This window comes from Burkholderiaceae bacterium DAT-1, from assembly GCA_019084025.1.
In the GTDB taxonomy this organism is placed as follows: domain Bacteria; phylum Pseudomonadota; class Gammaproteobacteria; order Burkholderiales; family Chitinimonadaceae; genus DAT-1.
In genome coordinates this window covers 43,132-57,284 of record JAHRBI010000005.1, presented here as the reverse complement: position 1 = coordinate 57,284, position 14,153 = coordinate 43,132, and the positions used below count along the sequence as shown (strand labels likewise).

General features: G+C 55.9%; 16 protein-coding genes and 1 tRNA gene. 12 read left to right on the top strand and 5 right to left on the bottom strand.

Annotated features, from left to right (window positions below):
* The first annotated feature begins 1 nt into the window (after window position 1).
* The 6 genes from KSF73_11220 (at window position 2) to KSF73_11195 (ending at window position 2,500) form a co-directional block, all read left to right on the top strand.
* Window positions 2-508, top strand: a complete 507-nt coding sequence (locus tag KSF73_11220; protein ID MBV1776281.1) for a disulfide bond formation protein B — start codon at window positions 2-4, stop codon at window positions 506-508.
* A gap of 45 nt (window positions 509-553) precedes the next feature.
* Window positions 554-1,072 carry a CPBP family intramembrane metalloprotease gene (locus KSF73_11215; GenBank protein MBV1776280.1) on the top strand — a complete coding sequence of 173 codons (519 nt, stop codon included), beginning with the start codon at window positions 554-556 and terminating at the stop codon, window positions 1,070-1,072.
* 37 nt (window positions 1,073-1,109) lie between these two features.
* On the top strand, window positions 1,110-1,355 hold the full coding sequence (locus KSF73_11210; protein ID MBV1776279.1) for a hypothetical protein: 246 nt from the start codon (window positions 1,110-1,112) through the stop codon (window positions 1,353-1,355).
* Window positions 1,356-1,441: 86 nt separating this feature from the next.
* On the top strand, window positions 1,442-1,828 hold the full coding sequence (locus KSF73_11205; GenBank protein ID MBV1776278.1) for a hypothetical protein: 387 nt from the start codon (window positions 1,442-1,444) through the stop codon (window positions 1,826-1,828).
* Between the two features lie 142 nt (window positions 1,829-1,970).
* Window positions 1,971-2,177: a hypothetical protein gene (locus KSF73_11200; protein MBV1776277.1), complete on the top strand. Its 207-nt coding sequence runs from the start codon at window positions 1,971-1,973 to the stop codon at window positions 2,175-2,177.
* Between the two features lie 11 nt (window positions 2,178-2,188).
* The gene (locus KSF73_11195; protein ID MBV1776276.1) at window positions 2,189-2,500 is read left to right on the top strand and encodes a type II toxin-antitoxin system RelE/ParE family toxin; all 312 of its coding nucleotides are present in this window, start codon (window positions 2,189-2,191) and stop codon (window positions 2,498-2,500) included.
* Window positions 2,501-2,510: 10 nt separating this feature from the next.
* Here KSF73_11195 and serB read toward each other — a convergent pair whose 3' ends face one another.
* From serB to KSF73_11180, 3 genes are read right to left on the bottom strand one after another with little or no spacing between them, the layout of a single operon-like run.
* Entirely contained in the window at window positions 2,511-3,383 is an 873-nt protein-coding gene (gene serB, locus KSF73_11190) for a phosphoserine phosphatase SerB (protein ID MBV1776275.1), read from the bottom strand.
* Window positions 3,380-4,084 carry a lipoprotein-releasing ABC transporter ATP-binding protein LolD gene (gene lolD / locus KSF73_11185; protein ID MBV1776274.1) on the bottom strand — a complete coding sequence of 235 codons (705 nt, stop codon included), beginning with the start codon at window positions 4,082-4,084 and terminating at the stop codon, window positions 3,380-3,382. The genes serB and lolD overlap by 4 nt, the downstream gene beginning before the upstream one ends.
* Window positions 4,077-5,318 (bottom strand): lipoprotein-releasing ABC transporter permease subunit, encoded by a 1,242-nt coding sequence (locus tag KSF73_11180; protein ID MBV1776273.1) that lies wholly within the window; start codon window positions 5,316-5,318, stop codon window positions 4,077-4,079. Before KSF73_11180 ends, lolD begins: the two co-directional genes overlap by 8 nt.
* Before the next feature lie 138 nt (window positions 5,319-5,456).
* Between KSF73_11180 and KSF73_11175 the strand changes: the two genes are divergently transcribed.
* From KSF73_11175 to KSF73_11155, 5 genes are all read left to right on the top strand, one after another.
* Window positions 5,457-6,947 (top strand): hypothetical protein, encoded by a 1,491-nt coding sequence (locus tag KSF73_11175; protein ID MBV1776272.1) that lies wholly within the window; start codon window positions 5,457-5,459, stop codon window positions 6,945-6,947.
* Window positions 6,932-7,927: a hypothetical protein gene (locus tag KSF73_11170; GenBank protein MBV1776271.1), complete on the top strand. Its 996-nt coding sequence runs from the start codon at window positions 6,932-6,934 to the stop codon at window positions 7,925-7,927. The genes KSF73_11175 and KSF73_11170 overlap by 16 nt, the downstream gene beginning before the upstream one ends.
* A gap of 6 nt (window positions 7,928-7,933) precedes the next feature.
* Window positions 7,934-9,616, top strand: a complete 1,683-nt coding sequence (gene recJ, locus KSF73_11165; protein ID MBV1776270.1) for a single-stranded-DNA-specific exonuclease RecJ — start codon at window positions 7,934-7,936, stop codon at window positions 9,614-9,616.
* A 90-nt stretch (window positions 9,617-9,706) separates the two neighbouring features.
* Complete coding sequence (gene rlmB / locus KSF73_11160) at window positions 9,707-10,456, top strand: 23S rRNA (guanosine(2251)-2'-O)-methyltransferase RlmB (GenBank protein ID MBV1776269.1); 750 nt, start codon at window positions 9,707-9,709, stop codon at window positions 10,454-10,456.
* Window positions 10,457-10,509: 53 nt separating this feature from the next.
* Window positions 10,510-10,585, top strand: a tRNA-Glu gene (locus KSF73_11155).
* 66 nt (window positions 10,586-10,651) lie between these two features.
* Here KSF73_11155 and KSF73_11150 read toward each other — a convergent pair.
* Both KSF73_11150 and KSF73_11145 read right to left on the bottom strand, forming a co-directional pair.
* Entirely contained in the window at window positions 10,652-11,311 is a 660-nt protein-coding gene (locus tag KSF73_11150; protein MBV1776268.1) for a TetR/AcrR family transcriptional regulator, read from the bottom strand.
* Window positions 11,308-12,657, bottom strand: coding sequence for a 3-oxoacyl-ACP reductase (locus tag KSF73_11145; GenBank protein ID MBV1776267.1), 1,350 nt, complete (start codon window positions 12,655-12,657; stop codon window positions 11,308-11,310). The genes KSF73_11150 and KSF73_11145 overlap by 4 nt, the downstream gene beginning before the upstream one ends.
* A gap of 84 nt (window positions 12,658-12,741) precedes the next feature.
* On the opposite strand from KSF73_11145, the gene KSF73_11140 reads away from it, so the two are divergent.
* Window positions 12,742-14,022 carry an acetyl-CoA C-acetyltransferase gene (locus tag KSF73_11140; GenBank protein ID MBV1776266.1) on the top strand — a complete coding sequence of 427 codons (1,281 nt, stop codon included), beginning with the start codon at window positions 12,742-12,744 and terminating at the stop codon, window positions 14,020-14,022.
* Window positions 14,023-14,153 lie beyond the last annotated feature (131 nt).

The window sequence follows — 14,153 nt, the reverse complement described above, 5'->3', positions numbered from 1 at the left end:
CATGCGTTCACCTTTGCTTTTGCGTCTTGGCTATTTCGCTATTTCTCTTGCATGCGCCGGCATGATTGCCTTCGCGCTGTACCTGCAGTACTACCAGTTCCTCAATCCGTGCCCGATGTGCATCTTCCAGCGTGTTTTTATCATGCTGACGGGCGTGGTCGCGCTGATCGCCGCCATCGGCGTGCGTCCGGCCCGCACCGGTTCGGCCTCCTTCTGGTCACGCGCCATCATTGTCCCGGCACTGCTGGGCATGTGTATTTCCATCCGCCACACCTGGATTCAACTGCGTCCGCCGGAAGGCATGACGACCTGCGATGCAGGCCTGATGTTCATGCTGGAAAAGCAGCCTTTCTTTAGCGTGGTACGCGATGTGCTCTACGGCACCGGCGATTGCACCAAAATCGACTGGACCTTCCTCGGCATTGCGCTGCCGGGCTGGGGGATTGTCGGATTTGGCGGGATGGCGGTGTGGGCTTGGTGGGTGGGGAGAAAGTTTGGCAGTCGTTAATTAGCCGGTAACGGGCAAATTAAAATCACTCGGGAGGCTCGTAATATGTCGCAGGCAGGTTTTTTACCATTCATGCTGGCTGATATTCGGGCGGGTCTTCGTTATGCCTTAATGGGCGCGAAATATGCCCGTATGGTTTTGCTGGTTTCATTGATGGCTATATTTGCTGTTTCACTTCTGTATTCAGATTTACCCAGAAGTCAGGCGCATGAGTTGGCTTCAACAAATAGCGCTGCCATCTTTGCGGTTGGTGTATTGCTGATTCCTTTTGTGGAAACATTTATGGGTCAGTCGTTGCCAATTGAAATTGGCAGGCGGGTAACCAAAGGTCATCGTAATTTGATGATCATTTTAAGCGCACTCTTTTTTGGCGCAGGGCATACATTGACCGATGGTATGGCTCACGGGATCACCACCTTTTTCATTGGCGTGATTCTTGCTCATGCCTATTCCAGTATGCGTGATGAAGGCATCGTGGCGAGTGTGTCAGTCACGTTTATTGCACATGCATTAAATAATGTGGCGCTGTTCTTTGTTGTGATGCCATTGTTTGGGAATGTCTAATACTAATATCAATATCTCCTATTGGAAAATATTGGGAATGCGAAATCATTTAGAAGGAATAGTTGTGGGGAAATATTTTGAAAAAATAATGGCTGCAATTTCATTGTTGTTTTCGGGGATAATTGTGAGCGCATTCCTTGTTGATGAGATTCCCCGGATTGTTTGGTTTTTGTTTTTTTCTCTCTTTGCACTGGGTGTTTTGTCGGCTATTGATAAGATTGGAAATGACACTAAGAAAATGCTTGAGCCTAAGGTGAAGAATATCAATGGTAAGGGAGGTTGATCTGTTTATGTTGGGTGGGATTAATAATTAATTATGGAAAATGTGTGCGGATCATTTTACTTTTTCTGGTTGCATTGATAAATTGTATGGCAATGGCATCATCGATGCCGTATTGCCCCTGTATTCGCAATCAGTTGCATAAAGTCGATGCCGATTCTTGGCCAAAGAAGGATACAAAGTTATCGCATTTGCATCTGAAATATATCGGCAAGACCGATTTGTACATTATCTACTCAAGTGAGTTGGTCTGGGGTGAGTCGTCAAGGCAGACAAGCCGGCTTGTGTTTTTGGATGCTCAGTGCAAATTTATTGGTCAATATAGTCACTATACCGCCTCATCAATTTTACTTGATGGGACAAAGTTGTTATTTTCAGATGTTGATCCCGTTCATGGAAATTCATTTGATCTAGCGAACGGTATTCCCAAGGAAATCTGGATTGATGGTGAAATTCATCAGTTCTGGCGACAATGATTGCTTGGAATGTTTGCACTTTGGCGCAGTTTTTTGCAGGATGAGCAAGCTCATTTGCGTTTACGCAAGCATGCCATAGCATCACTCGGATTGCTCCCCCGGTTGAGGGAGTAGATTCCAAATCTGGCGATGAGGGCATACAATGAACCCTATGACCTCACTCAACCTCAAATCACTTGATCCGGCGGAACTCATGCCGCTCCCCGATGTTCCCGATAGCTATGGCCCTCGGGACGAGGAGGAACAACGCATTTACGATCTGGTGATGGAAGGCATGAGTAGCGGCACACCGATTCCGGTAGATGACGCATTTTTCAGGGAACTTGACGCCATCATTGCCAAATCCTGATGATGCGGCAAGTGAACATCTCTCCCAAGGCGGCCGCCGATATCAAGGAAGCTGTGCATTACTATGCACATGAAGCCTCCGTTCAGGTGGCAGCTAGATTCAGGGATGAATTTCGTGGCGCGACAGTGTTGCTAGCTGAGCGGCCTGATATAGGGTCGCATCGGTTCAGTCATTTGGTTCGGCACATTGAGCTGCGCGTCTGGTCGCTCGACCGCTTCCCATTTCGCCTGTTCTATAGCGTTGATTCAGTGAGTGTCACGATACATGCAGTTGTTCATGAAAGGCGCAGAGTGACGCGCGGACTCCTTCGCAGCGTCACTTAGCGTTTTCTCCTCACGCAAACATCCCCACCACCGCATCCAGCCCCAGAAAATTAATGCTGTACGCTGCCTGTGCACGTACTACCGGCTTGGCGTGGAAGGCAATGCCGTAGTCGGCGACGGCCAGCATTTTCAGGTCATTGGCGCCATCACCAATCGCGATGATGCGATCCTTCGGGGCGGTAAGGGTAAGGCGCTCGGCGATGAGTTCGTCCGCTTTGCGCTGGGCATCGACAATCGCACCAACGACGCGGCCAGCCAGCTTACCCTCAGCACTTTCCATGACATTGGCTACAGTGCGGGTCAGGTTCAGGCGCGCCTGCAGGCGTTCGGTGAAGAAGGTGAATCCGCCGGACACTAGCAGGCTTTTCGTACCCTGGCTATGCAGCGTGTTTAGCATCGCTTCCGCGCCGAGCGTGAGTTGCAGGCGCTCGTCGTAGACGCGCTGCAGTGCGGCGGTATCCAGCCCGGCCAGCAGTTTGACGCGCTCGGTGAGGCTGGCGGCGAAATCGAGTTCGCCACGCATCGAGCGCTCGGTGATCTCGGCGACTTGCGCCTTGATGCCACACATATCGGCGATTTCATCGATGCATTCAATCGTGATCAGTGTGGAATCCATATCCATCACGATCAGGCCAATGCGATCCAGCGTGTCGGTAGCGCTCATCAGCGCCATGTCGATCTGCTCGCGCTCGCAGCGGGTGCGGATGTCGTCGAGCATGTCGGCGCTGAGGGTGGCGGCATGCACGCCAGTCAGGCGGAAAGCTTGATGCGCAATGGCCGGATGCTGGATGGCTTCGATGGCTTGAGCGCCAACAGCCTGCGCCAGTTCTTTCAGTGTACGGGTCGGAATGTCGCGTCCTTGCAGGACAAGGCGGTGTGTCATGCTGCGGTTTCCTCGCTCAGCTGGCCATTGCGCAGATGCATCACGCGTCCGGTGCGGGCGGCCAGTTCGGGGTCGTGGGTGACAATGATGAGTGCGGTGCCGATTTCGCGGTTCAGTTGCAGCATCAGCTCGAATACGCTGTCTGCAGTGCCACGGTCGAGGTTGCCGGTAGGCTCGTCGGCCATCAGGCAGGCCGGTTGGGTGACCAGTGCGCGGGCGATGGCGGCGCGCTGGCGTTCCCCACCCGACATTTCGCCGGGCTTGTGTGCGGTGCGGTGGCCCAGCCCTACGCGAGCCAGCATGGCTTCGGCCTGCTTCATCGCTTCAGCGCGCGGCATGCGGCGGATCAACAGCGGCATGGCGACGTTTTCGGCGGCGGTGAACTCCGGTAGCAGGTGGTGAAACTGGTAGACAAAGCCCAGCGTATCGTTGCGCAGCTGGCCGCGCGCAGCTTCACTCAGGCTGAACGGGTCTTTACCCTGAATGCTCAGGCTGCCCGAGCTAGGCGAATCCAGCGTGCCCAATACGTGCAGCAGCGTGCTTTTACCAGAGCCAGAGGCTCCGACAATCGCCAGCATCTCGCCCTTGGCCACCGTCAGGTTGACGTTATTCAACACCTGCACCCGCGCCGGGCCTTCTTCGTAGACTTTACTCAGATTGCTGGCATGGAGAATCAGATCGCTCGACATGGACTTACTCATAACGCAATGCCTCGGCAGGCTGGGTTTTGGCTGCGCGACGGCTCGGATAGATCGTGGCGAGCAGAGACAGAATCAGGGAGACGGCGGCAATGGAGACCACATCGGACATCATCACTTCGCTAGGCAGTTCGGTGATGTAGTAGCTTTGTGCTGACAGGAAGCGGATACTGAATACTCGTTCGATAAAGCTCACCACGTCGCTGACGTTGTATGCAAGCAGAAGACCGCAGATGACGCCCAGTATGGTGCCGCCAATTCCAGTGAATGCGCCCTGAATCATGAAGATTTTGCGAATGCTGGCAGGTGATGCGCCCAGCGTGCGCAGGATGGCGATATCGGCCTGTTTGTCGGTGACCGACATCACCAGTCCGGACACCAGATTGAACGACGCAACCGCGATAATCAGACCCAGAATCAGGAACATCATGCGCTTTTCGATTTCCACTGCACGGAAATACTGCGCGTTTTCCTGAGTCCAGTCGCTTACATACAGCGGGCGCTTGCTGGCCATGGTGATTTCGTGGGCGACCTGAGGTGCTTTCAGTGCATCGGTCAGTTTGAGGCGGACGCCGGATACATTGTCGCCTATGCGATACAGGTGCTGCGCATCGGTGATATGAACCAGTGCCAGTACGGAATCATACTGATAGGCATCCATGAAAAAAATGCCGGTTACGGTAAACTGCCGGAAGCGCGGCATCACGCCGGCCGGCGTGACATTGCCATCCGGGGCAAACACACGAATCCGGTCTCCAACCTGCACGCCCAGCATGGATGCGAGGCCGCTGCCCAGAATGATTCCGTATTCACCGGGTCGCAGATCAGTCAGTTTGCCCTGGCGCATGTGGGTATGAAATGCGGATACGGCAGGTTCCAGTGCAGGATCGACGCCGCGAATGAGGGCACCCTGAAAGCTGTCAAAGGAAACAAGACCCTGTGATTCTACGAATGGCGCGGCGCCAGTCACGCTTTTATGCTGACTGACTTCACGGCTGACCGTCATCCAGTCTGCCAATTGTCCGTTTGGTCCGCTAATCTTGATATGTGAGGCCGAATCGAGAATACGCGAGCGCACTTCGCGCTGAAACCCGTTCATCACGGACAGCACGGTAATCAGTGCAGCCACGCCCAGCGTAATGCCGATCATGGATGCGCCGGAAATAAAGGAGATGAAGCCGTTGCGGCGTTTGGCGCGGGTGTAGCGTAACCCGATCAGCCATTCAAACGATGTCACGTTTTTTGTCGTCCCTGAAAATTATATCTGTGGTGACCAGATGTGCTTTGGTAAAATCCAGATGCTACCTGATACAGGCAATTGGCCTGTTTCACCGTATTCAACATGACGGAATGATCCGGAGGCCGCGAGCGTAACATGTTGTCGAGACTCAAGCAGCTATTCCAGCGCGATGACTGGCTCCCCATGGCACATGAGTGGCTCTCGACTGTTGAGCATCAGCCACCTTTGCAGCTCATTCCCCGCCTGTCAGACTGGTTAGTACAGGTGAGGCTCGATTTGCGCATGCGTAAGCATCCCGCGCCATTATTTGCTGAATTGCTCGATCCATTGTCCAATCAGCTGGAACGTGTATTGTTTTCAGTGTTGGATGGCCCTCCCAATCCCGTCCGATTAAGCTTGCAAGTGCGCGGTGTGGCAAGCTATGCCGCATTGGTTCGGGAAATACTGGAAGAGTTGCTGGCGCAGGCGCATTCTACGACGCTGATGGCGGCTTATCTTGAATGGCAGGCTGCCGAACGGATGATCTTGCGCGTGCGCGATGGGCATCTGGATGCGCCGGATTGGCCTGCGTTATTTGACAATGTGGCGCCATATCTCAATCACGAGGTGGATCGTCTGGCGCTTGCCTATCCGCTGGCCATGCGTGTGCTAACCGAAAAAGTACTCACACCGGACTTGCATTCGCGTCAGCCACTCGAAGCGTTTCAGTTGACACGGGTGCTGGCAGAGTGTGTGGATGTGATTCCATCTGCAGTTCCTCCGTCTCCGTTTATTCTGGGCGATGGCGCGGAGCCGGGCGGCGCATGGCCAATCAGACTGAGTTATCGGCGTGTGCTCATGCTACTGGATGAGTGGGAACACGAAATGCAGGTAAAGCATACCCTGCCTGCACTTCTTGATGACATGCACGAAATGCCGTTTCATGAAATGTGCACCATTGTGCAGTTGATGAGCAGGCACCTGAAGGGCACGCCGCCTGCGCGCTTATCCGATCGACATGATGTGGAAGCATCGGTCGCATGGGTAATCGGATTTGAGCAGGTGGGTGAACGAATCGCCTTGTCTCGCCATTTTGCGGACACATCGGCGGCGGGATGCAAGCGCTGCGATGTAGCCAATTTAAGTCTGACCGGCCTGGGTTTGCGTTTCCCGGCAGAAAGCGACTGGCTGAAGTCCGGCGAACTACTGGGCATCAAGACGGATGACGAAAAGCAGTGGCGGCTGGGCGTGGTACGCCGAGTCGCTGCGGACGGCGTAGACCAGTTGCTTGTTGGTTTGGAAATGCTCTCGCGTGCGCCAGAGGAAGTGCGCGTTATGAGTCCGGGGACGAGTTCCCAGTGGGCGAATGGACCGCTCGGCGATGTCTGGACTGGCGTGAATGGCTTGTATTTACCGCCAGATCGTTTAAATCATCAGCGGCACTTGCTGCTGATGAATTCGGATTGCCTGAAAACCGGCATGCGCTATGGCGTACCCGGCACTTCGCAGGGCGACATGATGTTTGTCGTCATGGAAATCGTTGAAATTTTCGCGGGGACAGTGCTGTACCGCGTTGACCGTGTACCCGGTGAAGAGGTGCTTCAGGGTCTGACATTGAGTGGAACACGTGGATGGCTGTTAGAGTAGTTGTACCGGCGTTGCGATTTGCACCGCATTTTGATCCAACCGAAGGCTTATCGCTGCCGGGATTGACGCTCTGGATGGGGCGAGGAAGCCGCCGGGAGTCAACCGGGATGCATCCTGAAGAGTGGCTACTGAACGAATTTTCGGCCAGTGGCGTGGCAGAACTGACTGCCCGTCAGGCCAATCTGCCTACAGAGGATGGTCGCGTATGGTTAAAGGCCGACCCGATTCATGCGCGCGTGGATCGTGATCGTGCCTTGGTGCTGGATGTGTCGTCCGCCGGGATTGATCAGCAAGAAGCAGACGCGCTGGTGGCCTCGCTGAACCAGCATTTTTCGCAAGATGGCATGGAGTTTTATGCGCCATCGCCGGCTAGCTGGTTTGTGGCGCTGAATGCTCCGCCAGCCATGTCCACCGTACCGCTGTATCGTGCATTAGGGCAGGACATGCAGGCTCATCTGCCTTCAGGCCCGGATGGTCTGAAATGGCACGGTATTCTCAATGAAATCCAGATGCTGCTGTATACGCATCCTGTCAATGATCAGCGTGCAGCCATGGGGCGGCCATTGTTGAATTCGCTCTGGATATGGGGCGAAGGACGCGGGGAGGCTGCACAGTCTCCTGCTGAGATGATCGCTGGAAACAGCATATTGATTCAGGCACTGAGTGCGGCCGCAGCGTCTACCTGTCAGACCGTGCCTGAAGCCTTGCAGCGACTGTCCGACGACATGCTGCTATATTGCGATACCTTGGCGACAGCAGCGCGAAGCGGCGATATCTATGCATGGCGCGATGCCTTGGTTTTGCTGGATCGGGATGTGTTAGTGCCATTGTATTCAGCGTGGAAGCAGGGGCAGGTTCCCGCGTTAACCCTGATCCTGCCTGATATGGCTGGCGTGCTGACTTTCGAACTGACTGCATCTGCCCGCTGGAAATTCTGGCGCGGCCCAGCTGCGACGTCATTGCTGGCTGCAGGAAGCTAATCAAAAATGAAGATCATTACCCGACACGTTAGCGCAGATTCACAGGCGCGGCTGGAGGCGTCCGGCCTGCATCCGGTCACTGCGCGAATTTATGCCTCCCGTGGCATCGAAACGCCCGAAGAACTGGCGACTGATTTGCGTCATTTGCTGCCGCCTGAAGGCCTGAAAGGGATTGGTGATGCAGCAAGCCGGCTCGCCGATGCTATTCGCGATGGCGAGCGCATGCTGGTCGTGGCTGATTACGATGCCGATGGTGCCACTGCCTGTGCAACGGCGATTCGTGGCCTGCGTGGCCTGGGGGCGGTGGTGGACTTCATTGTTCCCAATCGCTTTGAATACGGTTATGGACTGACGCCGGAAATTGTCGATCTGGCGGCACAGCAATCGCCGGATCTGATCGTGACAGTGGATAACGGCATTGCCAGCGCGCCGGCTGTGCGCCATGCCCGCGCCAAGGGCATTGACGTACTGATCACCGATCACCACCTTCCCGGCGATGAACTGCCGGAGGCGCTTATCGTCAATCCGAACCAGCCCGGCTGTACGTTTGCCAGTAAATCGCTGGCAGGTGTCGGCGTGATGTTCTACACCCTGCTGGCTACACGCGCCGAAATGCGCAAGCGCGGCGTATTCGAGGGCAAGACCGAATTCAATCTGGCCGAATTGCTGGATCTGGTGGCGCTGGGGACGGTGGCTGACGTAGTGAGGCTCGATGCCAATAACCGCATTCTGGTAGAGCAGGGGCTGCGCCGTATGCGTGCAGGCCGCGCCCAGCCGGGCATCGCGGCCATCTTTACAGCCGCAGGCCGCGATATTCGTCGTGCAAGCGCCGGTGATCTGGGCTTTATGATTGGGCCGCGCTTGAACGCAGCGGGACGGCTGGACGATATGTCGCTCGGGATTGCCTGCCTGACGAGCGACAATCACGAAGCTGCGCTGGAGATGGCGCGTGAACTGGATCGCCTCAATCGCGAGCGTCGCGCCATTGAGCAGGACATGCAGGAGGTGGCACAGGCGCGTATCGATGCCATCGCCGTGGGCGATGCCTTTAGCCTGACTGTGTTTGATGAAGACTTCCATCAGGGGGTTGTCGGTTTGGTGGCGAGCCGATTGAAGGACAAGCATCATCGCCCGGTGATGGTATTTGCCGAAGGGATGCATGGCGAAATCAAAGGCTCTGGTCGATCTATTCCCGGCCTGCATCTGCGCGATGCAATTGATCTGGTGGCCAAGCGTCATCCGGATATGATCAGCAAATTCGGCGGACATGCTGCTGCGGCAGGACTGACACTATCTGGCCGTCAGGTAGAGGCTTTCCGTGCTGCATTCGAGCAAGTCTGCCGCGAATTGATGGACCCGTCCGCACTCACACGCCAGATTGAAACCGATGGCGCACTGGATGTGCAGGATATGACGCTGGAACTCGCCGAGCAGCTGGAGCGTTGCGTATGGGGGCAGGGCTTTCCTGCCCCAAAATTCGCAGGCCGCTTCCGTGTGGCGCAGCAGCGTCTGGTGGGCTCCAAGCATTTGAAGCTGAAATTACTGGGCGAAGGAGGGGTGATGCTTGAGGCCATGCGTTTTCAGCATGCCGAGCCACTGCCAGATCAGATTGAGGCCGTTTATCAACTGACGGTCAATGAATATCAGGGCAATCGCACGGTTCAGCTCTTGCTTGAACAGTGTAACTGACGTACAACCCTCGTTTAGGCTGGATGAATCGTCCGGCGCGTTTATTTAATCGGATGTGATGTGCATCACGTCTGTCAGGAAAGAAGCACCATGTCGCAAACCCGAGTCTTGTTTGGCTTTCATGCCATTATCGCCCGCCTGTCGCGTCAGCCGGACAGCGTGCTGGAACTGTATGTCCAGCGTGAACGCACCGATCCGCGCATGCAGGAGGTGCTGAAGCTGGCGGAATTAAACGGCAAGAAAGTGATTCCTGCCGATCCGAACCGGCTGGATGGCCTGACCGGGCAGGGCAAGCATCAGGGCGTGGCGGCCGTAGTGGATCTCTCGAAGAATCACGTCGATCTGGATGAGGTGCTGGAAGACCTGAACGAGCCGCCTTTGCTGCTGATTCTGGATGGCATCACCGATCCGCACAATCTTGGCGCCTGTCTGCGCGTAGCAGATGCCATGGGCGTACATGCAGTGATTGCACCGAAGGATAAGTCGGTCGGCCTGAATGCAACTGTGTCCAAAGTGGCCTGCGGCGCAGCCGAAGTGGTGCCGTATATCGTCGTCACCAATCTGGCCCGTACACTGCGTGATCTGAAAGATGCAGGCGTGTGGATTGCCGGGACGGATATGGAAGGTCAGAGCGACCTGTTCCACTTCAATCAGACCGGTCCGCTGGCATGGGTAATGGGTGCTGAAGGGCATGGCATGCGCCGCCTGACCCGCGAGCATTGCGATGTGCTGGTGAGCATCCCGATGTTTGGTTCGGTTGAGAGTCTGAACGTCTCCGTGGCATCCGGTATCTGTTTGTCGGAAAGTCGCAGACAACGTGTGATGTCTGCTGGCAAATAAAAGTGTTGACTGCTAGAGTGGGAGTGCGTATAGTGCGCGCTCTTCCTCTTTACGTCCCCATCGTCTAGAGGCCTAGGACACCGCCCTTTCACGGCGATAACCGGGGTTCGAATCCCCGTGGGGACGCCAGAATTTTGGCACGCAGCCCGTCAGCAATGACGGGCTGTTTGTTTTTCTAGTCAGCGTTCACATCTTTCACGATGTCTTGCGTAAGCCGAGACTGATCTCGAAAAAACCGATCATGGCAGTGATGCTGTCGCAGCTAATCACGCCTGTTGTGGTGAGCTGTTCAATGATGTAGCCGGTGAGGCCATGCATGGCCAGCGATAGCCTCGCAGGCTGTGGCGCCTGACCTGTATGCTGTTCAATCCAGTTGCCAATCGTCTGCGCCAGTCTTTGCTGTGCTTGTATGCATTGGGATTGAATGGTGGGCGAGGCATTCATCGCTTCGGCAATAAAGGCGCTGGCCAGCGTCGTATCTGCATTGATTCTGTCAATGTAGGCGCGCATGGCCGCTGGAAATTGCAGCGAAGCATCGTGGCTTGCCGTCAGCGCTTCCTGCATCGTCCGGAAATGGGCTTCTGCCAGCTTTCTGAAGCCAAACAGGAAACAATCTTCCTTGTCCGCAAATAGCGCATAGAACGTCGCACGTGATACGCCAGCCTGCTTGATGATGTCGCTCACCGTGGTCTGGGCATATCCTTTGGCAGCGACGACCGCTGCCGTCGCTCGAACCAGCCGCTTGCGCTGCTCCAGTTCGACTGCTTCAGGCGGAAGGCCGGTGGCGCCTCGGGGTAGTTTGCCCGGCATGGCAGGGGTCAGGAGTGCGTCGGCTGGAAGTTCTTTCACGCTCATGCCCCCATTAGCGCCTGACCGCAGATGCGGATGGTCTGGCCGGTAATGCCATATGCATCCGGTGAACCCAGAAATGTCACCAGTTCGGCCACATCACGCGGCAGGCCGCCCTGCTTAAGCGCATTCATGCGCCGACCGACTTCGCGAATCATGAATGGAATGCGGCGGGTCATCTCGGTTTCGATAAAGCCGGGTGCCACGGCATTGATGCGCATTCCCATCTCAGCGATCCGGCTTGCACGCGCTGCCACATATCCTACCAATGCAGCCTTGGAGGCCGCATAGTTGGCCTGACCCACATTGCCAGCCAGACCGCTGATGGACGACAGGCAAACCTCGCGTGCGCTGGGCTTCCACAGCTGGTGCTGATCGAGTGCGGCATCAATGCGCAGGATAGCTTCCAGATTCACCGCCATGACAGATTGCCATTCCTGCGAGCTCATGCGGAAAAGGGTGCGGTCGCGGGTGATGCCGGCGTTGTGGACCATCAGATCGATACCGCCCTTGGGTGCGATATGGCGTGAGAGCTTATCGGTCGCATCCTGCTGGGTGATATCCAGTGGCACTGCTGAGCCGTTGAGATCCCTGGCAAGGATGTCCAGTTCACGTTGCGCCGCCGGAATATCGATACAGACAACATGGTAACCCGCTTCAGCGAGCCGCTTTGCTGTCGCAGCACCCAAACCACGTGCCGCACCGGTGACTACGGCGAGCGGCTGGCTGGTGGATGGCATGGGTGCCGTGGCTCGAAGATCAACATGAAAGGTGCGGCCCGAAACATAGGTGCTGCGATGGCTGCATAGAAAGCGCAGGGGTGCAGCCAGTCGCGCTTGAGAGCCGCTTGCCACCAATATCAGATTGGCAGTACAACCGGTTCGGCCAATTTCCTTGGCGAGCGAACGGACAAAACCATCCAGCGCATGAATGAGCGCGGCCCGTATTGGATCTGTCCAAGCATTTACGGACGCACCAATAATCACAATGCGTGCGCATCTGCTCAAGTGCTTCATCAAGGGCACAAAAAACGCACGCAACTGATCGAGATCGCTGGGCTGGGTGAACTGGCTGGCGTCGAATATCACCATGTCTATGCGGGCGGTCATGTGCCAGCGCGGCCCAGTGTGAACGTCTGCACCATTGGCGCTTAGAACGTGATGAATATGCCGGGTGAGCGGACTATGCTCAAAGGGGCCGATGACAGCATGTCTGTCCGAAAACTCGTTCGCACGCCAGTCGCCGGATTCACGCTTAAGCTCAACCGGAGCAGGGAGGCCGAGTGCTTTGACGAGTTTGCCTGTGACAGTGCCCGCGGCGAGTCGAATCAGTGGATCGTGCTTGTGTGGCATATATGAACATCCGTTCAGTTACCGTTGCATATAAACATCCGTGTTCATTAGAATGATGCCAGCTAAATTATCAGGACGCCAGACATGCTGACAGGTTCCATCAAGCGCGTAGCCATCGTGGCCGCCAACCGCATTCCCTTTGCACGCTCCAACACGGCCTACGCCGAGCTCAGCAATATGACCATGCTGACCGACACCCTGAAGGGCTTGGTTGAGAAGACTGGCCTGCAGGGCGTGCGTCTCGGTGAGGTGGTGGGAGGCGCTGTCATGAAACACTCGCGCGACTGGAATATGGTACGCGAGGCCGTGCTGTCCAGCGGACTCGACCCTGCAACGCCGGCATTCGATATCCAGCAGGCCTGTGGCACCGGTCTGGAAGCCGCGATTTTGATTGCCAACAAGGTTGCGCTGGGCCAGATCGAAGCCGGCATTGCCTGCGGCGTAGATACGACCTCGGATGCACCAATTGCGGTGAATCGTGGCCTGCAGAAGCAGTTACTGCGCCTGAATCGCGCGAAAACGCTTGGCGACCGCTTAGGTAAAGCCTTTGGCCTGCTGAAGCCCGGCTATCTGGTGCCTGATTTCCCGGCCAATGCCGAGCCGCGTACAGGTCAATCTATGGGCCAGCATGCGCAGATTACGGCAGATCGATTTGGTATCGGCCGCAAAGAGCAGGATGAACTGGCACTGGCCAGCCACCAGAATCTGCTGAAGGCGTATGAGTCCGGATTCTTCGATGATCTGGTGATGCCATACCATGGCCTGACGCGTGACAACCCGCTGCGTCCGGATTCGACACTGGATAAAATGGCGAAGCTGCCGGGTGCATTTGCGCAGGGTGGCAGCGTATCTGCTGCCAATTCGTCGCCGCTGACCGATGGCGCCTCGGCTGTGCTGATCTGCTCGGAAGAGTGGGCGGCGGCACGTGGCCTGAAAGTGATGGCGTGGCTGACCGCAGGCGAAGTGGCCGCGGTGGACTTTATCGACGAGCGCGAAGGTCTGTTGATGGCGCCTGCTTACGCGATTCCGCGCATGCTGCAGCGTCGCGGTCTGACCCTTCAGGATTTCGACTTCTATGAAATTCACGAAGCCTTTGCTGCCGTGGTGCTGTGTACGCTGGCCGCATGGGAGTCGCCCACTTTCTGCAAGGATAAGCTGGGTCTGGATCAGCCGCTGGGCAAGATCGACCGGTCACGTCTGAATGTGCATGGCAGTTCGATCGCGACGGGACATCCGTTTGCAGCAACAGGGGGGCGAGTGGTGGCGACGCTGGCCAAATTGCTGAGTGAGGCGGGAAGCGGACGTGGTCTTATTTCCATTTGTGCCGCTGGAGGCCAGGGCGTAACCGCCATCCTAGAGCGCTGATGTCAATTGGTTATTCGCTTGATCCCTAAACCCGTCATATGACGGGTTTATTTTTGTGCAAATGTAAATCAAATTTCCCCTCTTTGAATTCTGTCTTTGCTTTTCCTAACATTTGATGAGGTTCATCTATC

Excerpts from the sequence above, each read along its gene's own strand:
- KSF73_11220 (MBV1776281.1), top strand. The coding sequence starts at position 2 with ATGCGTTCACCTTTGCTTTTGCGTCTTGGCTATTTCGCTATTTCTCTT.
- KSF73_11215 (MBV1776280.1), top strand. The coding sequence starts at position 554 with ATGTCGCAGGCAGGTTTTTTACCATTCATGCTGGCTGATATTCGGGCG.
- KSF73_11210 (MBV1776279.1), top strand. The coding sequence starts at position 1,110 with ATGCGAAATCATTTAGAAGGAATAGTTGTGGGGAAATATTTTGAAAAA.
- KSF73_11205 (MBV1776278.1), top strand. The coding sequence starts at position 1,442 with ATGGCAATGGCATCATCGATGCCGTATTGCCCCTGTATTCGCAATCAG.
- KSF73_11200 (MBV1776277.1), top strand. The coding sequence starts at position 1,971 with ATGAACCCTATGACCTCACTCAACCTCAAATCACTTGATCCGGCGGAA.
- serB (MBV1776275.1), bottom strand. The coding sequence starts at position 3,383 with ATGACACACCGCCTTGTCCTGCAAGGACGCGACATTCCGACCCGTACA.
- lolD (MBV1776274.1), bottom strand. The coding sequence starts at position 4,084 with ATGAGTAAGTCCATGTCGAGCGATCTGATTCTCCATGCCAGCAATCTG.
- KSF73_11175 (MBV1776272.1), top strand. The coding sequence starts at position 5,457 with ATGTTGTCGAGACTCAAGCAGCTATTCCAGCGCGATGACTGGCTCCCC.
- KSF73_11170 (MBV1776271.1), top strand. The coding sequence starts at position 6,932 with ATGGCTGTTAGAGTAGTTGTACCGGCGTTGCGATTTGCACCGCATTTT.
- recJ (MBV1776270.1), top strand. The coding sequence starts at position 7,934 with ATGAAGATCATTACCCGACACGTTAGCGCAGATTCACAGGCGCGGCTG.
- rlmB (MBV1776269.1), top strand. The coding sequence starts at position 9,707 with ATGTCGCAAACCCGAGTCTTGTTTGGCTTTCATGCCATTATCGCCCGC.
- KSF73_11150 (MBV1776268.1), bottom strand. The coding sequence starts at position 11,311 with ATGAGCGTGAAAGAACTTCCAGCCGACGCACTCCTGACCCCTGCCATG.
- KSF73_11145 (MBV1776267.1), bottom strand. The coding sequence starts at position 12,657 with ATGCCACACAAGCACGATCCACTGATTCGACTCGCCGCGGGCACTGTC.
- KSF73_11140 (MBV1776266.1), top strand. The coding sequence starts at position 12,742 with ATGCTGACAGGTTCCATCAAGCGCGTAGCCATCGTGGCCGCCAACCGC.